At 72.3% G+C, this 22,165-nt stretch carries 20 protein-coding genes; 11 read left to right on the top strand and 9 right to left on the bottom strand.

All coding sequences use genetic code 11. The features are described from left to right. Positions 1-47: 47 nt before the first annotated feature. From ACH4DZ_RS17315 to ACH4DZ_RS17290, 6 genes are all read left to right on the top strand, one after another. The gene (locus tag ACH4DZ_RS17315) at positions 48-392 is read left to right on the top strand and encodes a hypothetical protein (RefSeq protein WP_398287966.1); all 345 of its coding nucleotides are present in this window, start codon (positions 48-50) and stop codon (positions 390-392) included. A gap of 79 nt (positions 393-471) precedes the next feature. Beyond that, positions 472-1,701, top strand: a complete 1,230-nt coding sequence (locus ACH4DZ_RS17310; RefSeq protein ID WP_398287965.1) for an NAD(P)/FAD-dependent oxidoreductase — start codon at positions 472-474, stop codon at positions 1,699-1,701. A gap of 176 nt (positions 1,702-1,877) precedes the next feature. Continuing rightward, the gene (locus tag ACH4DZ_RS17305) at positions 1,878-2,249 is read left to right on the top strand and encodes an Rv2175c family DNA-binding protein (protein WP_398287964.1); all 372 of its coding nucleotides are present in this window, start codon (positions 1,878-1,880) and stop codon (positions 2,247-2,249) included. Positions 2,250-2,389: 140 nt separating this feature from the next. Further along, entirely contained in the window at positions 2,390-3,040 is a 651-nt protein-coding gene (gene thiE, locus ACH4DZ_RS17300) for a thiamine phosphate synthase (protein WP_398287963.1), read from the top strand. Positions 3,041-3,200: 160 nt separating this feature from the next. Further along, positions 3,201-4,124, top strand: a complete 924-nt coding sequence (metF, locus tag ACH4DZ_RS17295) for a methylenetetrahydrofolate reductase [NAD(P)H] (protein ID WP_398287962.1) — start codon at positions 3,201-3,203, stop codon at positions 4,122-4,124. Positions 4,125-4,181: 57 nt separating this feature from the next. Beyond that, positions 4,182-5,180, top strand: a complete 999-nt coding sequence (locus ACH4DZ_RS17290; protein WP_398287961.1) for a hypothetical protein — start codon at positions 4,182-4,184, stop codon at positions 5,178-5,180. Between the two features lie 60 nt (positions 5,181-5,240). On the opposite strand, the gene ACH4DZ_RS17285 is transcribed toward ACH4DZ_RS17290, so the two are convergent. From ACH4DZ_RS17285 to ACH4DZ_RS17265, 5 genes are all read right to left on the bottom strand, one after another. Beyond that, positions 5,241-6,755: a phytoene desaturase family protein gene (locus ACH4DZ_RS17285; RefSeq protein ID WP_398287960.1), complete on the bottom strand. Its 1,515-nt coding sequence runs from the start codon at positions 6,753-6,755 to the stop codon at positions 5,241-5,243. A 69-nt stretch (positions 6,756-6,824) separates the two neighbouring features. Continuing rightward, on the bottom strand, positions 6,825-7,442 hold the full coding sequence (locus ACH4DZ_RS17280) for a DUF4126 domain-containing protein (RefSeq protein WP_398287959.1): 618 nt from the start codon (positions 7,440-7,442) through the stop codon (positions 6,825-6,827). Between the two features lie 430 nt (positions 7,443-7,872). Next, on the bottom strand, positions 7,873-8,514 hold the full coding sequence (locus ACH4DZ_RS17275) for a TetR/AcrR family transcriptional regulator (protein WP_398287958.1): 642 nt from the start codon (positions 8,512-8,514) through the stop codon (positions 7,873-7,875). An 11-nt stretch (positions 8,515-8,525) separates the two neighbouring features. Next, positions 8,526-10,616 (bottom strand): YhgE/Pip family protein, encoded by a 2,091-nt coding sequence (locus ACH4DZ_RS17270; RefSeq protein WP_398287957.1) that lies wholly within the window; start codon positions 10,614-10,616, stop codon positions 8,526-8,528. Beyond that, positions 10,588-11,397, bottom strand: coding sequence for an ATP-binding cassette domain-containing protein (locus ACH4DZ_RS17265; protein ID WP_398287956.1), 810 nt, complete (start codon positions 11,395-11,397; stop codon positions 10,588-10,590). Before ACH4DZ_RS17265 ends, ACH4DZ_RS17270 begins: the two co-directional genes overlap by 29 nt. Before the next feature lie 214 nt (positions 11,398-11,611). Here ACH4DZ_RS17265 and ACH4DZ_RS17260 point away from each other — a divergent pair, with 214 nt between their 5' ends. The 3 genes from ACH4DZ_RS17260 (at position 11,612) to ACH4DZ_RS17250 (ending at position 14,059) form a co-directional block, all read left to right on the top strand. Continuing rightward, the gene (locus tag ACH4DZ_RS17260) at positions 11,612-12,205 is read left to right on the top strand and encodes an SAV_6107 family HEPN domain-containing protein (RefSeq protein ID WP_398287955.1); all 594 of its coding nucleotides are present in this window, start codon (positions 11,612-11,614) and stop codon (positions 12,203-12,205) included. Positions 12,206-12,552: 347 nt separating this feature from the next. Continuing rightward, on the top strand, positions 12,553-13,380 hold the full coding sequence (locus tag ACH4DZ_RS17255; RefSeq protein ID WP_398287954.1) for a class I SAM-dependent methyltransferase: 828 nt from the start codon (positions 12,553-12,555) through the stop codon (positions 13,378-13,380). Positions 13,381-13,654: 274 nt separating this feature from the next. After that, the gene (locus tag ACH4DZ_RS17250) at positions 13,655-14,059 is read left to right on the top strand and encodes a DUF3040 domain-containing protein (RefSeq protein WP_189779038.1); all 405 of its coding nucleotides are present in this window, start codon (positions 13,655-13,657) and stop codon (positions 14,057-14,059) included. Positions 14,060-14,297: 238 nt separating this feature from the next. On the opposite strand, the gene ACH4DZ_RS17245 is transcribed toward ACH4DZ_RS17250, so the two are convergent. The 4 genes from ACH4DZ_RS17245 to ACH4DZ_RS17230 all read right to left on the bottom strand — a co-directional run bounded on the left by ACH4DZ_RS17245 (position 14,298) and on the right by ACH4DZ_RS17230 (position 19,935). Next, entirely contained in the window at positions 14,298-16,796 is a 2,499-nt protein-coding gene (locus ACH4DZ_RS17245) for a DUF3488 and DUF4129 domain-containing transglutaminase family protein (protein WP_398287953.1), read from the bottom strand. Continuing rightward, complete coding sequence (locus ACH4DZ_RS17240; RefSeq protein WP_398287952.1) at positions 16,793-18,145, bottom strand: DUF58 domain-containing protein; 1,353 nt, start codon at positions 18,143-18,145, stop codon at positions 16,793-16,795. The genes ACH4DZ_RS17245 and ACH4DZ_RS17240 overlap by 4 nt, the downstream gene beginning before the upstream one ends. Then, positions 18,145-19,182 carry an AAA family ATPase gene (locus ACH4DZ_RS17235; protein ID WP_398287950.1) on the bottom strand — a complete coding sequence of 346 codons (1,038 nt, stop codon included), beginning with the start codon at positions 19,180-19,182 and terminating at the stop codon, positions 18,145-18,147. Before ACH4DZ_RS17235 ends, ACH4DZ_RS17240 begins: the two co-directional genes overlap by 1 nt. Before the next feature lie 204 nt (positions 19,183-19,386). After that, complete coding sequence (locus ACH4DZ_RS17230; RefSeq protein ID WP_398287949.1) at positions 19,387-19,935, bottom strand: beta-class carbonic anhydrase; 549 nt, start codon at positions 19,933-19,935, stop codon at positions 19,387-19,389. A 631-nt stretch (positions 19,936-20,566) separates the two neighbouring features. On the opposite strand from ACH4DZ_RS17230, the gene rsmH reads away from it, so the two are divergent. Together rsmH and ACH4DZ_RS17220 are read left to right on the top strand one after the other, a co-directional pair. Further along, entirely contained in the window at positions 20,567-21,523 is a 957-nt protein-coding gene (rsmH, locus tag ACH4DZ_RS17225; protein ID WP_398287948.1) for a 16S rRNA (cytosine(1402)-N(4))-methyltransferase RsmH, read from the top strand. 96 nt (positions 21,524-21,619) lie between these two features. Next, positions 21,620-22,165 carry a septum formation initiator family protein gene (locus ACH4DZ_RS17220; protein WP_398287947.1) on the top strand — a complete coding sequence of 182 codons (546 nt, stop codon included), beginning with the start codon at positions 21,620-21,622 and terminating at the stop codon, positions 22,163-22,165.

Here is a 22,165-nt window from a genome sequence, read left to right as displayed (position 1 = left end):
GCCACCCTAGCTCTTCGCCCCGCACCGCAGTAAGGGAGCCTCACGGCATGGCCCGCTCGCTCGACGGACTCGTCCTCGCCCCCGTGGCCGACCAGGCACCGGGTCAGGTGGGGACGCGCACCCGGTTCTCGTACCACGAGAAGGACGGTGAGATCTGGGCCGGGTACGCGGGCGGCGACGTCGTACGCGGCCACCTCGTGGGGACCCGCGAGGGCGACCGGCTCGACTTTCGCTACGTCCAGCTGAAGACGGACGGAACCACCTCGTCGGGGCACTGTGTGTCCCAGGTCGCCGAGACCCCCGACGGCCGGGTGCGGCTGGCGGAGACCTGGGAGTGGGAGTCCCAGGAGGGCGGCGGGACGAGTGTGGTCGAAGAGGTCACCCGGAGCTGACGCCGTGCCCGGAGGTTGTGCAACAGCTCACCGACCGTGCCCCTGACCGACGATTTCACCGACTGTCTATGGTGACCGGGTGAGCGAGCTGACACAGGAAACGGGCCCGGCGGCGCGCGTACGCGTCGTGATCGTCGGTGCGGGCATGGCAGGCGTGCAGACCGCCGTCGCCCTGCGGGAACAGGGCTTCCCCGGCAGCGTGACCCTGATCGGCGCGGAACCCCACCAGCCGTACGACCGCCCGCCGCTGTCCAAGGCCGTACTGCTCGGCAAGGCCGAGGGATCCGCCTTCGACGTCGACTTCGAGACCCTCGACGTGGAACTGCGGCTGGGCCTGGAGGTCACCGGCGTCCGCCCGGCCACCCGCGAACTCGACACGGCCGGGGGACGCGTCCCGTACGACGTCCTGGTCGTCGCCACGGGAGCGGAACCCGTCCGGCTGCCGGGCGCCGAGGGCGTACCCGGTGTCCATCTGCTGCGCACCCTCGACGACGCCGAGCGGCTGCGCCCCGTCCTCGCCCGGCAGCACGACATCGTGGTGGTGGGCGCGGGGTGGATCGGCGCGGAGTTCGCCACGGCGGCGCGTGAGGCGGGGTGCTCGGTGACCGTCGTCGAGGCCGCCGACCGGCCGCTGGTGGGCGTGCTGCCGGCCGAGGTGGCCGCGCCCATGGCCGCCTGGTACGCGGACAGCGGGGCGTCGCTGCGCACCCACGCGCGCGTGGAGCGCGTGGAGCCCGGCGCGGTGGTGCTGGACGACGGCTCACGGCTGCCCGCCGGGGCCGTGGTGGTCGGTATCGGGGCGCGGCCGGCCACGTCCTGGCTGGCCGGTTCGGGGATCGAACTGGGCGCCCACCGGGAGGTCGTCGCGGACGACCATCTCCGCACCTCCCTTCCGGACGTGTACGCGGTCGGCGACTGCGCCTCGTTCCCGTCGGGCCGCTACGGGGAACGCCTGCTGGTCCACCATTGGGACAACGCCCTCCAGGGGCCGCGCACGGTCGCGGCGAACATCGTGGGGGAGACGCCCGCGCCGTACGACCCGGTGCCGTACTTCTGGTCGGAGCAGTTCGGCCGCTTCGTCCAGTACGCCGGGCACCACGGGGCCGCCGACACCCTGCTCCGGCGGGGGGATCCGGCGGGGCCCTCCTGGTCGGTGTGCTGGCTCCGGGAGGGCCGCCTGGTCGCGGTGCTGGCGGTGGGGCGGCCCCGGGACCTGGCGCAGGGCCGCCGGCTGATCGAGTCGGGCACCCGAATGGACCCAGCCCTCCTGACGGACCCGTCCCGCCCCTTGAAGGGAGCCGCGGTCTAGCGCGTCGCGCGTCCGCGGGGAGGCGGTCGGCTGCTTGTGGGCCCGGTGGGGCCGGTCGCGCGGTTCCCCGCGCCCCTGACAGGGCGCCCCGTCGTACGTTCTCCAGCGAGTCCGACCCCGGGCGGAGCGAGGCGCCCGGGTACCGGCTGTCAGTGGGAGATGGCAGGCTTGTCCTCGTGACCGAGATTGACGCAAAGATCGATGCTCTCGTCCCTGCCTGGCTCACCCTCCCCGACATCGCCGAAAAGTTCGGCGTCGAGGTGACGCGCGTCCGGCAGCTGGTCAGGGAAGGCCAGCTGATCGCCGTACGCCGAGGTGAGAACCGCGCGCTGCACGTCCCCGCCGCTTTCATCGACGTGGACGAACAGAAGGTCGTCAAGGGCCTCGTAGGCACCCTGACGCTCCTGCGGGACGACGGCTACAACGACGAAGAGATGCTGGAGTGGCTCTTCACCCCCGACGAGAGCCTGCCCGGCACCCCCGCGCAGGCTCTGAGTGAGAATCGCGGCACGGAGGTGAAGCGCCGCGCCCAGGCGCTCGCCGTCTGACCCGAGCACGCCGCACAACCGCAACGCCGTACGGCGTACGGGCCACGGGCCGCGAGCTGTGGGCCGCGAGCTGTGGAGACAGGACCGGGCCCGCGGCCCCGCGGCCCGTACGCCACCGACACCACACGGGGGACCCACGCATGCCCGAATCCACCGCACGCGCACAGCTCGCCGACGCCCGGGTCTACCTCTGCACGGACGCCCGCAGGCGCCAGGGCGACCTCGCCGCCTTCCTGGACGCGGCCCTCGCGGGCGGCGTGGACATCGTGCAGTTGCGGGACAAGGGCATGGAGGCGGCCGAGGAACTGGAGCACCTCGCGGTGTTCGCGGACGCCTGCCGCCGGCACGGCAAGCTCCTCGCGGTGAACGACCGGGCCGACGTGGCCCACGCCGTCGGAGCCGACGTCCTGCACCTCGGCCAGGGAGACCTCCCCGTCCCCGCGGCCCGGGCGATCCTCGGCGACGAGGTCCTGATAGGCCGCTCCACGCACGCGGGACCGGAGGCCTCGGCCGCCGCCGTCCAGGCCGGCGTGGACTACTTCTGCACCGGCCCCTGCTGGCCGACCCCCACCAAGCCCGGCCGCCACGCCCCGGGCCTCGACCTGGTCCGGCACACGGCCGCGCTCGCCACGGACCGCCCCTGGTTCGCCATCGGCGGCATCGGCCTCGGCAACCTCGACCAGGTGCTCGAAGCGGGCGCCCGCCGCGTCGTCGTCGTACGGGCGATCACCGAGGCAGACGACCCGGGCGCGGCGGCGGCGGAGTTCGCCAAGCGGCTCCGGGGGGCGTGAACCGCGGGCGCGGCACAGAGCGGGACAGAGCAGAACGGATACCTGCCGATCCAGGATCGATCGAGCGCCGGTTGTCCGAGGAGTGGACAACAAGTCGACAAATCGGACAAAGTCCCCACATCCGGTTGGGGGACGGACTCCCCCTGGCTAACCTGCGGGTATGGCCCTCGGATCTGCTTCCACCAGGACTGACCGCGCACGCACCGTGCGCGACATGCTCGCGACCGGCAAGACGACCTTCTCGTTCGAGTTCTGGGCGCCGAAGACCGAAAAAGGCGAGCGGAACCTGTGGAACGCGCTGCGCAGGGTCGAGGCGGTCGCCCCCAGCTTCGTCTCGGTGACCTACGGCGCCGGCGGCACCACCCGCGCCGGCACGGTCAAGGCGACCGAGCGGATCGTCGCCGACACGACGCTCACCCCGGTCGCCCACCTCACCGCGGTCGACCACTCCATCGCGGAACTGCGCAACATCATCGGCCAGTACGCGGACGCCGGGATCCGGAACATGCTCGCCGTGCGCGGCGACCCGCCCGGCGACCCCATGGCCGACTGGGTGGCGCACCCCCACGGCCTCACCTACGCGGCCGAACTGGTCCAGCTCATCAAGGAGTCCGGTGATTTCTGCGTGGGTGTCGCGGCCTTCCCGGAGATGCATCCGAGGTCCGCGGACTGGGACACGGACGTGGCGAACTTCGTCGACAAGTGCCGGGCCGGCGCCGACTACGCGATCACGCAGATGTTCTTCCGCCCGGACGCCTACCTGAGACTGCGTGACCGGGTCGACGCGGCGGGCTGCGAGACGCCGGTCATCCCCGAGGTCATGCCGGTGACCAGTGTGAAGATGCTGGAGCGATTGCCACAACTCAGCAACGCCTCGTTCCCGGACGCCCTGAAAGAGCGGATCCTCACAGCCAAAGACGATCCGGCGGCTGTACGCTCCATTGGCATCGAGTTCGCCACGGAGTTCTGCGCGGGGCTGCTGGCCGAGGGAGTCCCCGGACTGCATTTCATTACGCTGAACAACTCCACCGCGACGCTTGAAATCTACGAGAACCTGGGCCTGCATCACCCACAGCAGGCCTAGACCGGTCGCATCGTGATACGACACACTGCGTAGCGGCCATCTGGGAGAGGGGCGTACATGGGCTGGACGGTCCTCTACATCGCATTCGGCATCGTCGCGCTGTGGCTGCTCGGCGAGGTTCTGCTGCAGTACAAGGCGCGGCTGCGCTGGCGGCTGCTGGCCTTCGGCGGCTTCCTCGGGGTGGTCATAGGTGTCCTGATCCCGTCGGTGGTGGTCATCGGTCTGGGCGCCGCCGCCTTCGCCGTCGGACAGACGTACGTCACGCTGTCGTTCCGCAGTGGCTTCGCGGCCGGCTGGGCCGTCGCCGGACGGCCGGGCATCACCAAGCGCCGCCGTGGCGAACCCGACCGGCAGGAACCGACCCTGGAGGTCACGGACCTCCAGGCCGCGCAGAGCGGAACGTATCCTCAGGGCGACTTCGGCCGCAGCGAGAGCTTCGGCGGGGACGACGCCTTCGGACGCGAGGACTCGGTCTTCGGACAGCGCCCCGCGAACGCCGCCGAGTCCACCGCGGTCTACGAGCCGCAGCCGCTGCCCGACGACACCGGCCAGTACGGCGTCTACAGCGAAGCCGCCTACGCGGCGGCCGCCGACGCCGCCTATGCCGCCTCCGCCCAGGCACAGGCGCAGGGCGGCGAGGCCGACCAGGGTCAGTCCCAGGACCAGTTCGCCCAGAACTACGGGTACGACGGCTACTCGGGCTACGACCAGCAGCAGTACGGCTACGACACCGGACAGCAGCAGTACGCCGCCTACTCCGACCCGTACGTCGGCTCGCAGTCCTACGACGCCGCCTCCTACGGCCAGTCCTACGACGCCTCGCAGCAGCAGTACGGGCAACAGGGACAGCAGGGGCAGCAGGGTTACGAACAGGACCAGTACGCCGCGGGTGCCTACGGCGGCGGCGAGAACACTCCGCCCGGCGGTGTCTGGGTACCGCAGCAGCGGACCACCGAGGACCCCTACGGAGGCGAACTCCCGCCGGAGCAGCCGTATCCGTACGAGGGCAACGGTCAGCAGCAGGGCGGGTACGACGAGCAGCAGTACCGGTACTGACAGCGGTACCGGCTTCGGCGGCGGTACCGGCGCGGTCTCACCCCGGGATCGCCGTCACCGTCACTGCGAACCCCTGAAGTCCGGCCCCTCCACGATCAGTCCGGCGACCAGCGACCCCGACATCCCGGCATGCGGAAGCCCGCCGCCGGGGTGCGCCCAGCCGCCGACCGCGAACAGGCCCGGTATACGGGTGGCGTTGCCCGGCCGCAGGCGTGTGCCGCCCGCGCCGGCCAGCGCGGGAGCGGGCACACCGCCGCCCGGGGCGCCGGTCTCCCGCTCCGTGTGCAGGGGCGTCCGTACCTCCCGCCACAGCACGCGCCCGCGCAGCTCCGGCACGGCCCGCTCCGCGGCGGCGACCATGCGGTCCGCGAAGGCGTCGGCGGCACCCGCCGCCGCCCAGTCGTGGCGCGCGAGGGACGGCACCGTCGCCGTGAGCACCACGGACTCGTGGGCGTCGTCCGGGCGCAGCAGCGGATCATCCGGACGGTTCACCCAGACCGTGGGCCGCGGCGCCGCCGCACCCGCCCTGAAGGTGTGGTCCAGCTCCTCGGCCCGGTCCGCGGTGTGCACGACCGTGCGGTGCGCGGCGCCCGCCTCGCGCGGGCCGCGCAGGGCGAGGCAGACCACGGCCTTGCCGCAGGACGGGGGTGCGGGATGTGGCCCGGGGGCCTGGCCCGCGTACAGATCGTCACGGCCCGTCAGGCTCTTCAGCAGCTCCGGCGGGCCGCCCACCACGAAGTCCGCCTCGGTGACGGTTCCGTCGCGCAGCTCCACGCCGGTCGCCCGGCCGTCCTTCTCGGTGACCGCGACGACCTCGGCCCCGAAGACGAACTCCACCCGCCGGGCCACGCACCGCTCGTGGACGGCTCGCGCCAGCTCGCGGATCCCGCCGCGCACGTACCACGCGCCGAAGGCGTGCTCCATGTACGGCAGGACGGCCGCGCTCGCCGGGACCGCGCGCGGGTCGAGGCCGTACGCCAGCGCGTAGCTCTCCAGGAGGGCGGCGAGGCGGGGGTCGCCCAGCTCCCGGGCGCCGACCTCCGAGAGCCGGGTCGCCGTACGGGTGCGCAGCAGGCGCCGCTGCCGCAGCGCCGGATAGGGCTCGCGCTCGCCCAGTACCTGCCAGTCGGCCCACAGCGGCTCCTCCAGGAGCGGCCTGCGTGTCCGGTCCCAGGCCTCGCGGGCCCGGACCAGGAAGTCGCCCCAGCGCTCACCGGCGCCCGCCCCCAGCACCCCGTCCAGGGCCGAGACGACCCCCGCGCGTGAGGCGTTGGGCAGCGCGACCTCCGTGCCGTCGGCGAAGACGTGCCGTGCCGCCGGGTCGACCTGGACCAGGTCGACGCACGCCTCCAGGGGCTCCTTGCCGGTCTTGACGAACAGATCGCGGTAGACCGCGGGCAGTTGGAGCAGCCCGGGGCCCGTGTCGAAGGCGAACCCGTCGCGCTCGAAGCGGCCCACCGCTCCGCCGTACGTCGCCGCCCGCTCGTACACCGTCACCCGGTGGCCCGCGACGGCCAGCCGGGCAGCGGCCGCCATCGCGCCCATCCCGGCGCCGATCACCACAATACGTGCCATGCCAGGGACCTTATCGGCCGCCACCGACAACGGGCCCGCGGCCCCGGACACCTGCCGGGGCAGCCGGGCTCAGCCGGGCGGTGGCGGCCCGAGCCGGTCCACGAGCCGTCTCTCCTCCCGGCGCTGGGCCCGGCGCCGCAGGAACCGTCTGATCCGCGAGATCAGGAAGTAGAGCACCAGCAGACCGGCCAGCAGCAGGACACCCGCGATGATGGCCGCGGCTTCGGGGTGGAACATCGCGAAGGTCAGGATCCCGGCGACCCCGAGATCCTCCGCGGTGCTCATCACGACGTTGCTGAACGGTTCGGGCGAGGTGTTGATCGCCATCCGCGTCCCGGCCTTGACGGTGTGGCTGGCCAGGGCGGAGGAGCCGCCGATCGCCCCGGCCGCCAGCTCGGACAGGGAACCGCTCTGCCCGGCGAGCAGCGCCGCGACGACGGCTCCCGACACCGGGCGGATCACGGTGTGCACGGTGTCCCACACCGAGTCCACGTACGGGATCTTGTCGGCGACGGCCTCGCAGACGAACAGGACGCCGGCCACGACGAGGACTTCGGGGCGCTGCAGCGACTCGGGGACCTCGTCGGTCAGTCCGGTCGCGCCGAAGAGACCGAGGAGCAGCACCACCGCGTACGCGTTGACACCGCTGGCCCAGCCGCTGGTGAACACCAGGGGGAGTACGGACACGGACGCGATCGTAACCAGTCGGCAACGGCATGTCCTGGGCATGAGTGCCCAGGGCTGAGTACGCGTACCTAGGGAGTGAGTTGAGTACGCGCGCGGATGGGTTCCCACCTGCGCGAACGAGAGAGTGGAGGCACGGAAAGGGGCGCGGTTCCGGTACCGCCGACACGGGGCGGCGGAACGGGCGGCGCCCTCTACCGCTCCTTCCGCCGATCACTCGGCGGGAGCGAGGCACGGGGGGTCCCGAGGGAGACCGGAACGGGGTGTCCGTCGGGGACCACTGGGGGATGTACGGGGGACGCACGGGGGAGCACAGGAGGGGCGCCGGTCCGGCGTGGCCCGCGGGGGACGCGGCCACTCCGGACCGGCGTTCACCTGTGCCTACCGTGCCTGCCGTGCCGCTGTGTGACTTGTGTCAGGTGTGTCACCTGTGTCATTCGGGTCCGAGGCGCTCGCCGCCGACCCTCCCCTGGAGCAGCAGGGACAGCGCCGCGTGGACGTCGTCCAGGGAGCGCTGCGGCTGGAACGCCTGCCAGTCCAGGGCCGCCACCAGCACCATGCCGACCAGCGCCGCCGCCGTCAGCGGCGTGTCGATCTCGTCGCTCAGCTCGCCGTTCGCGATCCCGTCGCGCAGGACGTCCTCGACGACCGCGACGGCCTGCTGTCTGACCACCATCAGCGTCGACTGCCAGGCCCGGTTGGTACGCCACAGTTCAGCGACGTAGAGCTGGGTGAAGGCCGGGTAGCGGCCGATGAAGACGAGGCCCGCCCGGATCATCGCGTCCAGCGCGTCGACCCGGCTGCCGCCGTCCTCGTCGGTCCTGTCGACCGCCTCCCGCAGCGAGGCGGTGAGCAGCCCCACCCCGTGCCGGAGGAGCTCTTCGAAGAGGACGGACTTGCTCGCGAAGTTGTAGTAGACCGTGCCCTTCGCCACTCCGGCACGCTCGGCGATCTCGTCCACGGTGGTGGCGGAGAAGCCCTGCTCGGCGATGAGGGTCACCGCCGCCTCGTAGAGCTTCTGCCGGGTCGCCTGCCGCCGGCCGCCGCCGCTGTCCACCGTCCTGCTGCTTTCCATGGCCCCGATTGTCACAGGCTCAGCTCCGGGTGAAGTCGGTCGAGGGTCCACACCTGTCGGCGTCGCGCGGACACCGCGGTGAGCGCGAGGGCGCCCAGCGTGAAGGCGGTGAGGACGGCGCACGCCTGCCAGACCGGCCCCAGGCCGCCGCCCGTGATGAGTCTCCTCAGGGCGTCGACGACGTAACTCATCGGCATGAAGGGGTGGATCGCGTTGAAGAAGCCCGGGCTGGTCTGCACGGGATACGTGCCGCCGGCCGAGGTCAGCTGGAGCATCAGGAGCGCGAGGACGAGGATCCGGCCGGCCGCTCCGAAGCGTGCGTTGAGCCACTGGACGATCGCCGCGAAACAGGCCGTCACCAGGAACAGGAAGGCCACCGTCCCGGCCGCCCGCACCGCCTCCAGGCCGATCGCCCAGTGCAGTACGGACATCAGCGCGACCGTCTGCAGCACTCCCAGGGCGGCCACCGGCAGCCAGCCCGCCAGCGCGATCCGCCAGGCGGGGGCGCCCGCGGCGAGCGCGCGCCGGTTGAGCGGCGGGATCAGCATGTAGGCGACCATCGCGCCCACCCACAGGGAGAGCGGAATGAAGTACGGGGCGAAACCGGTGCCGTAGTTGGGTGCCTTGTGCAGGTCCTTCGAAGCGAGCTGTACGGGGTCGGCCATGACCCCGGTGCGCTGATCACGGTCCTTCTTGTCGTAGTCCGGGATCTTTCCCGCGCCGTCGTGGAGTCCGCCGGCGAGCTTCCCCGAGCCGTCGGCGAGCTTGTACATGCCCCCTTCGAGGTCGTTCGCGCCCGTCCCCAGCCTGCCGATCCCGCTGTCGAGGTCGGTGGCGCCCTTCTTGGCCGTGCCGAGACCCGTGTGCAGGGTCCTGGCCCCCTTGGCGACCTTCCCGGCCCCCTTGTTCAGCTCGTTGATCTTCGAGACGGCCGTGGCGAGGTCCTCGGACAGATGCGGTGAGCGGTCGGCCAGCGCCCGCGCCTGCTTCTCCAGGGTGGCCAGGTGCTTGTCCAGCGACTTCAGGTCGCCGTCCTGGCCGGCCACCAGCGTGTCGACGTCGTCGGCGACCTCCGCCACGTCCGCCGCCGCGTCCTTGGCCTTCTTCAGGTCCGGGCAGGCGGCGTCGGGCAGCGGCAGGTCCTGGTTCTCGCAGCGTGCCTTGTAGATGCCGTTCAGCGTGTCGGAGGCGGTGCGCGCGCTCCTGGCGGCGGCCGGGGCCGTCCTCGCCAGCGTGTCGAGGTTGCCGCGGACGACCGACGCGGAGTCCGCGACGAGCCGGGCGGTGTCGCCGATCTCCTTCTCGTTGCCCTTCAGGAAGGGCCCCACCTTGTCCGCGACGCCGTTGACCTTGTCCGCGAGGGTCTGCGTGCCCTCCGAGACCTGCCGCGAGCCGTCCTCCAGGTCGCCCGCTCCCGTGTCGAGCTTCCTCAGCCCCGCGGAGAGCTTGCCGCTGCCCTTCTCGGCGTCCGCGAGGCCGTCCGCGAGGTCCTTCGAGCCCTTCTTCGCCTTCCCGATGCCACCGGACAGGCTGTCGGCCCCCTCGGCGGCCTTCTCGGTCTTCCCGTGGATGTCGGAGAACGAGACGTAGATCTTGTCGAGGAACGACCGTGACGCCTTGGTCGAGGCGGCCGTGCGCACCTCGCTGAAGACCGTCAGTGAGATCTGCCCGACGATGTAGTTGTTCGCGTCGTTCGTACGCACCTGGAGGGCGCCCGTCTCCGGGGAGTCGCCCGAACTGGAGGCGATCCTCCTACTGAAGTCGGACGGCATGGTCAGCGACAGGTAGTAATCGCCGTTCTCGACACCCTCGCGGGCCGCCGAGGCGCTCACCTCGTGCCACTCGAAAGTGTCGCTCCTGCGCAGCCCCTTGGTGATCTCGTCGCCCAGCACGACCTTCTTGTCGGCGGCGGTGGCTCCCCGGTCGTCGTTCACGAGCGCCACGGGGATGCGGTCGAGACGGCCGTACGGGTCCCAGAACGACCACAGGTAGAGGGCGCCGTACAGCAGGGGCAGCAAGAGGAGCGCGGCCAGTGCCGCACGCGGGAGCCTGCCCCTGCCGAAGCGCCTGAGCTCAAGCGCGGCCAGTTTCGGCGAGCGCATCCACTGTCTCCTTGTCGTGGTCGTCGGGGCGGTCCGGGTCCGGGTCCGGGTCCCGGTCGTGGGCCGGTGTGGCGGCGGATCCCGTGGACACCACGACCGCGCCTTCGGGGGCCTCGCTGCACACCGCGACGACCGTGGTCCCGGCCTCGGTCAGGGAGCGCAGCAGCGCCCAGACCTCGGTCCGTTCGGCAGCCGAGAGCTTCAGGTCGGTGTCGTCGATCCCCAGCAGCCGGGGGCGGCCGATCAGGGCGAGGGCCACGGACAGCCGCAGCGCCTCCAGGCGTTCCAGGTCGCGCACGGCGGTCCTGGAGCCCTTGGGCAGTGCCTCCCGGTCGAGCCCGGCGGCGGCCAGCGCGCTGTCGACCCGCAGCCGGGCCTCCATCAGCCGCTCCTGACGCGGTCGCAGCAGCCCGCGTACGGGGCCGCCGAACCGCCGCTGGAGCAGTGCGCGCTCCCGGAGGTGCTCGGCGACGGACAGGGCGGGCTCCAGGTCGGTGACGCCGGGCACATGGGCCAGCGCGCTGACCCGGCGGACCGCCGCCATCTGCTTCGGCAGCTCGCAGAGCCCCACTCTCGCGTGTCCCTCGCTGGGTCTCATCCGCCCGCTGAGCGCCAGCAGCAGGCACGTACGGCCCGAGCCCGAGGGTCCTTCGACCGCGATCAGCGAACCGGGATCGGCCTCGATGTCCACGCCGCGGAACGCCCAGCCACGGGGTCCCTTGAGCCCGAAGTCCTCGGCCGTGACGCCGAGTCCGTGCGGACCGTCCACAACTTCCCCCACTCTCCGGGTCCTTCAGCCGGCTGCACCGGTGGGACCGGCTGCACCGGTCGAACCGCAAAGTTTTTGCACTGACTGGTCAGTGCAAAAACTACTCCGAACCTATGAGTGAAGCAAAAGTGCAGGTCAGAACGGATTGTCAGTGGCATACCGCACGATAGGCACATACGGCATCTCCCGTCGGGGTGTGCCGTCACACGACGACAGGAGGTTCGTCATGGCCAGCTCTTCCGCAGCCGCCGCCCGCCGGCGCCGCGCCACCGGCCCTGCCCCCTCACTGACCGTACCGGCGAGCGATGTGCACCCCGTGCTCCGCCGTGCCACGGCCCCGCCCGCCGCCCTCGATCTGCTCGCCCAGGCCCGCGCCGGACTCGACGAGGCGGCCCTGCTGGAAATGCCCAACGACCGGTACGCGACGGCACACCTGGCCGCCCTGCGCACCGCCGCGGCGGTGCTCGCCGCCCGCGGCCGGCCCGAGACCACCGAGAGGCGCCGGGCCAAGATCCGGAGCGCTTGGGAAGTGCTGCCCGAGATAGCGCCCGAACTCGCCGAGTGGAGCGTGCTGTTCGCCTCCGGAGCCCGCCGCCGGGCCCGCGCGGAGGCCGGCATCCAGGGCGCCGCGAGTATCCGGGACGCCGACGACCTGCTGCGTGACGTGGCGATGTTCCTCCGCCTCGTCGAGCGCATGCTGGTGCTCCAGCCGGTCCTGCCCCAGCCGCGGCACGAGGGTGGCCAGGGCGGCCGGGCCGCCCAGGAGACACGGATCGTGCCGGGCCCCCGGGATGTGCAGGACGTCCCGGACGCGGGCTGATGACGACGACGGCACCCGGGCCCGGCCGCGGGCTCGGGGTCCGGTTCCGGCGAGCGCGCCGACGGCTGCGCGGGGACGGTCGCGGTCCGCCCGGCGGTGGCACCGGCCGCCCGGACGTGCGCGCGGACGTCTGCCCGGACGACCGCCCCGGTGGCCGCCCGGATGTCCGTCCGGCGGTCAGGGCCGGTGAGGGGCCGTGCGTCCGGCGCGCGAGACGGGGGGCCGGGCAGCGGGCGTGAGGCAATAGGGTTGGGACGCCTGAATCTCCCCGGCGCCGGACACGGCGGGGGAGGTATGCCCATCGCTCCGCCGTACCGAGGCGGTGCCGCGCCGAGGAGTCAACTGCCGTGTCGGACCCGATGCGCCCGCCCGTCTCCCCCCGCCGCCCTCAGTCGGCGTCGCCGCGCTCCGGCCCCTCCAGTCCCCGCGCCTCTCTCCGTACCGCCGTCGTCTGGGACGTTCTGAAGGACGCCCTCGTCCGCCGGGTCAAGGCCACGGGCCGGGAGTCGCTGGACGTGCTCGACACCGGAGGCGGCAGCGGCAACTTCGCGGTGCCCGTGGCCCGGCTCGGCCATCGCGTCACCGTCGTGGACCCCAGCCCGAACGCGCTGTTCGCGCTGGAGCGCCGGGCCGCCGAGGCCGACGTCGCCGACCGCGTCCAGGGAGTCCAGGGCGACGCGCACGGCCTCTTCGACGTCGTCGAGCGCGGCGGCTACGACGCGGTGCTGTGCCATGGCGTCCTTGAGTACATGGACGACCCCGCCGAGGGCCTGCGCAACGCCGTCGGCGCGCTGCGCACCGAGGGCGTCCTCAGCCTGCTCGCCGCCGGACTGGGCGGCGCCGTGCTCGCACGGGCCCTCGCCGGACACTTCACGGAGGCCCGCCAGGCCCTGAGTGACCCGGACGGCCGCTGGGGCGAGGGTGATCCTGTTCCGCACCGCTTCACGGCCGATCAGCTCACCGCTCTGGTCGAGGGCGCGGGCCTGGACGTCGGCGCCGTGCACGGCGTGCGGGTCTTCGCGGACCTGGTCCCCGGGGTCCTCGTGGACACCGAGCCGGGCGCCCTGGACGCCCTGCTGAAACTGGAGACCGCGGCCGCCGAACTCGCCGCCTTCCACTCCGTTGCCACGCAGCTTCATGTGCTCGGTGAGACGCGGGAGTCGGCTGAGGGGTGAGTTGCCACCGCGTCGCACCGCTGATCAGGGGCGCGACAGCAGATGGAGTACGCCACAGGCCCCCCGATCGGGCGCTCGGAGCCGTATGATCGGGGGAGACCGTCCGGCATGACGGGCCGGTCGCTGGGGAATCTACGCCTCAGTGGATCGGAAAGCCATGGCGGGTTCCGGTTGGCGAATTGGCGCAGAGGGGCGGGTTTCACGGGGGCGATTCCCTGCCTATCCTGAAGGGGACCCCCGGTCGCCCCGGCGACTGCACGATGAGGAGGACGCCGTGCCGCTCTCGGAGCACGAGCAGCGAATGCTCGAGCAGATGGAGCGAGCGCTGTACGCCGAAGATCCCAAGTTCGCGACAGCGCTTGAGGGAAGCGGGCTGCGTACGTACACCCGGCGACGGGTCTACCAGGCGGTCGCCGGCTTCCTCGTAGGTATCGCGCTCCTCATGGCCGGAATGGTCGCACAGCAGATCTGGGTCAGCGTGGTGGGTTTTCTCGTCATGCTGGGCTGCGCGGTGCTCGCCGTCACCGGTTGGCGCAAGGCCCCCAAGCCGGGTGAACAGCCCGCGGCGGGTGCGCCGGGTGCTCCGCAGGCCCGTCGTCAGGGTCGGCAGCGGCGCTCCATGATGGACCGCATCGAACAGCGCTGGCAGCGGCGCCGTGACGAGCAGGGCGGCCAGTAGCCCACCGGGTTCCGGCCGGACAGACGCACGAAGGGGCGATCACCGTCGAGGTGACCGCCCCTTCGGCGTGCCCGGCTGCCACGGGTTTGGCCACCACGGCCATGCGGGAGCCGAGACCAGCCGAGGACGCGTCCGCGTGGCGGCGCGGCGATGCGCGGTGGTGGGGCGGGTGAAGCCGCCCCGGTGACGGCTGCCGAGTCGAGACGGCGAAGCTGTCTCGACTCGGCAGCCGGCCGGATCAGGCTCCGCTGCCGCCCTGTCCCGACGGGCGTCGGATCAGGGCCGTCCAGCGAGCCGCGGTGCGGTACTTCAGCGCGTGCCACCTCTCGGAGGCCGCCCACACCACCCGGACGGCCGAGCGCGGCGCGAGCAGTGCGCGCAGGCGCGTACCGCGGCCGGCGGTGGCCCGCAGGCCCTGGGTCATCCGGCGGACGTCGGCGCCCAGCCCCGGGGCCGGCCGGGGGCTCGGCGCGTACAGGACCTGCTCCACCGCGTCGGCGATCCGGTGGACGGAGGCCGCGGCCTCCGGCTCCAGATGCCCGACGCGGACGATCCTCGCCGCGGCCTTGCGCGGTGTCTGCGACTCGTCGGGAGGGATACCGAAGTCCCACGCCGTGTCACTGACCTCCTGCCAGGCCTCCAGCGCGACGGCCGCGGTGCGCGCCTCGGTCAGGCCGTGCGATTCGAGCCGGAGGTCACGCGCCGGGTCGCCGTCGGCGCCCTGCCCGGCCGCCGACGGGCCGCCCCCGGTGTCCGCCGTGGTCCAGCGGTGCGAACCGAGCCGCACCGAGCGGGTCCGCATCCGCCACAGCATCGGCAGCAGCGGCAGCGTGCCCACGGCGAGCCCGCCCGCGAGCCACAGGAGCAGGGACAGCCACCACGGCGGATCGTCGTTCGTCGTGCCGAACGCCGCCTGCGGGGAATCGTCGGCGCAGGGCTGCTCCAGCTTCTTCTCGGCCGCCGTGCACTCCTCGCTGCCCGACGGGGCGGCGGAGGGCGCCGTGGACGAGGAACGCGACGGCGCGTCCGGGTCGGGAACCGCCGCGCCGGGCGTGTCCGTGCGGGTGTACTCGGGGACCGAGCCCCGGTTCGGTGTCGGCTCGAAGCGGGTCCAGCCCACGCCCTCGAAGTACAGCTCGGGCCAGGCGTGCGCGTCCCGCAGTCCCACCGACATCGTGCCGTCCGACTTGGGCGAACCAGGCGTGAAGCCCACCGCGACCCGGGCCGGTATGCCCAGCGTGCGGGCCATGGAGGCCATCGCGAAGGAGAAGTGGACGCAGAAGCCCTCCTTGTCCCTGAGGAAACGCGCTATCGCCTGGGACCCGCTGCCGACCTTCACCTCCGTGTCGTACGTGAAGCCGCCCTCCAGGGCGAACCAGTCCTGCAGCTTCACCGCGCGCTCGTAGTCGTTGGCCGAGTCCGCCGTGATCTGCCGTGCCGTCGCGGCCACCACCGGCGGCAGCGAGTTCGGCACCTTGGTGAACTCGCGCTTCAGTACCTCCGGCGCCTCGGGCGCGTTCGCGAGCTGATCCGCGGTCGGCTGCACGATCAGGCTCTTGACCGTGTACTCCTGGCCGCGGGTCGTCTGGCCGTGGTCGCCGACGAGCGTGCGGCCCACGGGCTCGAACCGCCACTTGCCGTTGATGCCCACCTGGCTGGCCGGGTAGGGCAGCGGCAGCCAGTCCTGCGCGTACCAGTCGGCCGCCGAGATCCTCGTCTGCACCTCGGTGCGCTGGACGTCGTCACTGAGACCGGGCGGCGTCGGGAAGGCCCCCGGCACGTCCTCGACGTGGCGCTTGGCAGGCTTCCACGCCGTGCCGTCGAACTCGTCGAGCGAGACGATCCGCAGATAGAGGTTCTGCGTCTCCTCGGAGTTGGTGCGGTAGGACATGACCTCGCGGTCCTCGTCCACGTTCAGGCTGTCGCTCAGCGAGACCAGGGGGTTCACCGCGGAGATCGTGTTGCCGCCACCGGAACCCGCGGCGACACCCGTGCGAGCGGCGTCCAGCAGCCCGCCGTCGAGTGCGGGCAGGGCGAGCGGAACGACCAGCGCGACACCGAGCGCGACGGCGCCGATGCGCCGTCCCGTACGGACCGGCGCGGTCGCGCCGCCCGACGGATCTCCGCCCGGTGTGCGGGGCCCGCCGCCGAAGACCCGCCCCCACTGCGAGAGCCGGTCACGTCCCTCGGCCAGCAGCAGCACCAGATATCCGGTGGCCGCCAGCAGGAACCAGATCCATCCCGCGCCGCCGTCCGCGAGACCCGCGGCGACGGAGTACAGCGCGAGCAGCGGCAGTCCGGCGGGGGCGGCGCTGCGGAACGTCACCGCGAGCGCGTCCACCGCGAGGCCGATCACCACGACCCCGCCGACCATCATCAGACGGATGCCGTCGGAGAGCGGCGCCGGGATCGAGTACCGGCTGACGTCGTCCGCGCCCGCCTGGAGCAGTTCACCGAAGTAACGGAACACATCGGGGCCGGGCAGCAGCCCGGCGATGGCCTGCTCCCGGGCGAACGACAGCGTCAGCAGCATCAGGGTCACCAACGCCTGCACCGCGATCGTCAGCGGCCGTGCGAGCGGCACCCGCCGGGCCGCCGCGCCCACCCCGGTCTGCACCGCGACCAGGAACGCCGCCTGAAGGAACCAGGTCGCCGGATCGACCAGCGGCAGCAGGGCGCAGGACGCCATCAGGGTCGCCGCCGCGGCGCACAGCGCCAGTCGCGCGCGCCCGCTCATGAGCCACCGCCTCCCGCCGTGCTGCCCGTGGACGCGACCCCGTTGCGCTGCCGGTCCGCCTCCCGCCACAGGTCGGCCAGGCTCACGCCCGGCGGGACGGCCACAGCGGTCCAGCCCGCCTCTCGCAGCATCCGAAGCCGCTCCTCGCCCTGTTCGTCGGGGGTGCCCCGCACCCATGCCCCGCTGTCCAGCAGGAAGGCGATCGCCCCGCCGCTGCGCTGGCGCATCTTGGCGAGCACCGACGCCTGTTCCTCGTCCAGGTCGCCGAGGAAGGCCACCAGCAGCCCCTCGTTGCCACCGCGCAGCACCTCGTACGCCCGGGACAGGCCCGTGCCGTCGGAGTAGTCGATCACCGCGAGGGTGTCCATCATCAGCCCCGCCGCGTCCGCCGACTCCTGGCTGGCCCCGGCGAAGCCGTCGGAGCCCTCGCCGGGCACCGAGGTGCCGGTGTCGGTCAGCAGCCGCACGGAGAAGCCCCGTTCGAGCATGTGCACCAGAGTCGACGCGGTGCCCGACACGGCCCACTCGAAGGCCGAGTCGGGGCCCGCGCCGTCGAAGGCGATGCCCCGGGTGTCGAGGAGCACCGTGCAGCGGGACCGCTGCGGCTGCTCCTCGCGGCGCACCATCAGCTCGCCGTACCGGGCGGTCAGCCGCCAGTGGACCCTGCGCAGGTCGTCGCCGTAGCGGTAGCCGCGCGGGATCACGTCGTCCTCACCGGCCAGCGCGAGCGAGCGCTGCCGCCCGTCGCCGTACCCCTTCGCCTCACCGGTCAGCCGGACCGGCGGCAGGGCCTCCACGCGCGGGACGACGGTGAGGGTGTCGTACGTCGAGAAGGAACGGGTCAGCTCGCACATGCCGAAGGGGTCGCTGAGCCGCAGTTGCAACGGGCCCAGCGGGTAGCGCCCGCGCAGGTCCGAACGCACGCGGTACGACACCTCGCGCCGGCCGGTCGCCTCGACCCGGTCCAGTACGAACCGGGGCCGCGGCCCCAGCACGTACGGCACCCGGTCCTGGAGCATCAGCAGCCCGGTGGGCAGCCGCGAGACGTTGTCCATCCGCAGATGGACCCGCGCCTCGGAGCCCGCCGGCACCCGCGCCGGGGAGAGCCGGCGGCTGCCCGCGACCCGGTAGCGCGTGCGGTACAGCACGGCCGTGCAGACCAGCGGCAGTACGGCGAGCAGGAGCCCGACCCGGAGCAGATCGCTCTGCCCCAGGACGTACGCGCAGATGGCGGCCGCGATGCCGGCGGCCAGGAACGACCGCCCGCGCGTGGTGAGCCCGGCGAGAGCCGTGCGTATCCCGCCCTGGTCCTCCTCGGCCGACGCCGCCGGCATCCCCCCGCCTGTCATCACAGCCTCCGGGGCGGCTGCTGGCCGAAGGCGGTCGTACCCCGGCCCATCGCCGGGCCGGCCGGCGCCTGGGGCGCCGTGGGCACGGCCGTGCGCTGGAGGATCTCCAGGACGACCTGCTCGGCCGTACGACGGTTCAACTGGGCCTGGGCGGTGGGCAGCAGCCGGTGTGCCAGGACCGCCACGGCGAGAGCCTGCACGTCGTCCGGCAGTGCGTAGTCCCGGCCGCTGAGAGCGGCGGACGCCTTCGCGGCGCGCAGCAGATGCAGCGTTGCGCGCGGCGAGGCGCCGAGTCTCAGGTCCGGGTGGCTGCGCGTGGCGCCGACCAGGTCGACCGCGTACCGGCGCACCGGGTCGGCGACGTGGACCGTGCGGACCGCGTCGATGAGCTTGACGATCTCGTGCGCGTGCGCCACCGGCTGGAGGTCGTCCAGCGGGGAGGCCCCGCCGTGGATGTCGAGCATCTGCAACTCGGCCTCCGCGCTGGGATAGCCGATGGAGACCCGGGCCATGAAACGGTCCCGCTGCGCTTCCGGCAGCGGATAGGTGCCCTCCATCTCGACCGGGTTCTGCGTGGCCACCACCATGAAGGGGCTGGGCAGCTCGTAGGTGTGCCCGTCGATGGTGACCTGGCGCTCCTCCATGGACTCCAGGAGCGCCGACTGGGTCTTGGGCGACGCGCGGTTGATCTCGTCCCCGATCACGATCTGCGCGAAGATGGCCCCCGGTTTGAACTCGAACTCCCTGTTCTGCTGGTCCCAGATGGACACCCCGGTGATGTCCGAGGGCAGCAGGTCGGGCGTGAACTGAATACGTCGCACCGAGCAGTCGATGGACCGCGCCAGTGCCTTCGCCAGCATGGTCTTGCCGACGCCGGGGACATCCTCGATGAGCAGGTGTCCCTCGGCGAGCAGTACGGTCAGCGAAAGCCGTACGACCTCAGGCTTGCCCTCGATCACTTCCTCCACCGAACTGCGGACTCTCTCCGCAGTGGTGGTCAGATCTGTAAGGCTCGCTCGATCGTCATAGGTCGTCACCCGGCCCTCCTCGGCCCGTTCTTTCTCCGGGCCGACACGCTGCGATGCGGACCGGCCCACCCCGAACACGGACGCCACGCGTGAAAAGTTCCGCGCGACGCCACACACGCATTCTTGTTGCCGTTACCGGTTCGTGTCATCCGCCTGTGGATAACTGGCCGCGATATGTCGGTTCTTGCGCTTTATGGCCGGGTCCAACTGGTGTCAGGTGGGGTCTATCTCACTCAGGAGGCCCGTCTTCACGTCGAATACAAAACCACGTACGTCGTCGGAGTGCAGAAGGAACGGGGAGGTCCGCACCCGCTGCATGGACTGCCGGACGTCCTGTTCGACGTCACGGAACGCCTCGACCGCCCATGCCGGACGCTGGCCGACCTCCATCTCCAGGTCGTGGCGGAACTCCTCGGTGAGGGACTCCAGGCCGCAGCCGGTGTGATGGATGAGGACGACGCTGCGGGTGCCGAGCGCGCGCTGGCTGATGGTCAGGGAGCGGATCACGTCGTCGGTGACGACGCCGCCGGCGTTGCGGATGGTGTGACAGTCGCCGAGCTCAAGGCCGAGCGCGTCGTGCAGGTCGAGACGGGCGTCCATGCAGGCCACGACCGCGACGCGCAGTACCGGCCGGGCGTCCATGCCCGGGTCGGCGAACGCGGCGGCGTACCGCTCGTTGGCCTCGACCAGGCGGTCCGTGACGGTGCCGGGGCGGGCCATGGCGCCCTCGGGCTCGGTGGGAACGGATGCGGAAGTCGTCATGGTTATGACGGTAAGGGGCACGTGCTGTTCGGGCCCGCTGTGAGAGGGGACAAAGAACATCAATGAGCGTTGTTGTGAGGTAACCCACAAGGGTGGACCGAGTGCACCCGTTCGGGTGGAAAACGCCGGGTTTTCGCTTGATCTCGGGTGAGAGTCGCGACGCGCAGGCCGGTTCATTGACCGCGAGACACCGTGGACTAAAGTGACGCGAAGCGGGAGGCGAGCTGTCCTCCCTGCTGGATTGCTAGGCCCTGTCGTCACATTCCCGTCGTCCGCCCGGAGGGCGGGCCGGGCGGCGTCAGGTGCGTGCTCTCGGCGTGCCGGGCGCAGAGCCTCGTACTGGACGTACTTGGCTCTGCGCCCGGTGCGGCGAGAGTGCGTGCATGGCGTCGCCCGGCAGACGGGAATGTGACGACAGGGCCTAACCACCTGGAGGCCCGGCGACATGCCGGGAACTCCCCGCGTGCGCGGCGCGTACGTACGGCTCGGCCTCCTCCCGCTCCCGGTCGGCTGACGCTTCCGGCGCCGGCAGGCCACCCCCTCGGCAAGCCGAGGGGTATCTCCCCGTGACGGCTGCGGGCGGGCGGGGACCCGGCGGTGCGTACCGGCCGCGCGGACCTGAGAGGGCCCCTTGAGCCAGAGTCGACATGTCCCGGTGATGCTCCAGCGGTGCCTGGACATGCTGGCCCCCGCGCTGGAGGCACCGGGAGCCGTGGTCGTCGACTGCACCCTCGGTCTCGGCGGCCACAGCGAGGCCCTGCTCAGCCGCTTCCCCGAGGCCCGCCTGATCGCCCTCGACCGCGACAAGGAGGCACTGCGCCTCTCCGCGGAACGGCTCGCGCCCTTCGGCGACCGGGCCGAGCTGGTGCACGCGGTCTACGACGAACTCCCCGACGTGCTCGACCGCCTGGGCCTCGCGAGCGTCCAGGGCGTCCTCTTCGACCTGGGCGTCTCCTCCATGCAGCTCGACGAGGCGGACCGCGGCTTCGCCTACGCCCAGGACGCACCGCTCGACATGCGCATGGACCAGACGACCGGCATCGGCGCGGCCGAGGTGCTCAACACCTACCCGCCCGGCGAACTCGTACGGATCCTGCGGGCGTACGGCGAGGAGAAGCAGGCCAAGCGGATCGTGTCCGCGGTCGTCCGCCAGCGGGACAAGGAGCCGTTCACCAACAGCGCGCGGCTCGTCGAGCTGATCCGCGACTCCCTGCCGCAGGCGGCCAAGCGCACCGGCGGCAACCCCGCCAAGCGCACGTTCCAGGCGCTGCGCATCGAGGTCAACGGCGAACTCACCGTCCTGGAGAGGGCGGTCCCCGCCGCCGTGAAGGCGCTCGCCGTCGGGGGCCGGATCGCCGTGCTGTCGTACCACTCCCTGGAGGACCGGCTGGTGAAGCAGGTGTTCGCGGCGGGCGCCGCCAACACCGCGCCGGCCGGACTGCCGGTCGTCCCCGAGCGCTACCAGCCCCGGCTCAAGCTGCTCACGCGCGGTGCCGAACTTCCCACCGAGGAAGAGGTCGCGGAGAACCGGCGGGCAGCTCCCGCGCGGCTGCGCGGGGCGCAGCGCATCAGGGAGGACGCCGAGTGACGCGAGGGTGCGTGAGTGGGACAACCGAACTCACCGGGCACAGGGGCCGGAAACCCGGACCCACCGGCCAGGACCCCGAACTCACCTGGAGGGTGAGTGAATAGGAAACCCGAACTGAGGGGGAGAGCGGCCCGGCTCGCGCGGCTCTTCCCGACCGGCTCCGGACAGGCGGCCCGTACCCCCTTCGTCCTCCTGGTCGTGCTGCTGCTCGGGGGCGGTCTCATCGGACTCCTGGTGCTGAACTCCGCCCTCAGCGAAGGGTCGTTCCAGCTCGACGACCTCCAGAAGGACACCAAGAGCCTCACCGACGAGGAACAGGCGCTCCAGCGTGACGTGGACGCCTACTCCGCCCCCGACGCCCTCCAGCGCCGCGCCCGCGAGCTCGGCATGGTGCCCGGCGGCGATCCGGCCTTCCTCGACCCCGACGGCACCGTCCGCGGTGTCCCCAGCGCGGCCGCCGAGCAGTCGTCCGTGTACGCACCTGTGATCCGGCCGCCCGAGGCGCTCGTCCCCGAACCGGCCGGGACGTCCCCGGAGCCGGGCCCGGCGTCCGCCGGGCCGCAGGGGCTCACCGGGGCGCCGGAGCAGGCCACGGAGACCGCCGCGCAGCCCACGCCGACCTCTACGATTCCCGGCAGGTGA

This window comes from Streptomyces sp. NPDC017991 (genome assembly GCF_044328075.1).
Classification (GTDB): domain Bacteria; phylum Actinomycetota; class Actinomycetes; order Streptomycetales; family Streptomycetaceae; genus Streptomyces.
This window is presented reverse-complemented; position numbering and strand designations above follow the sequence as displayed.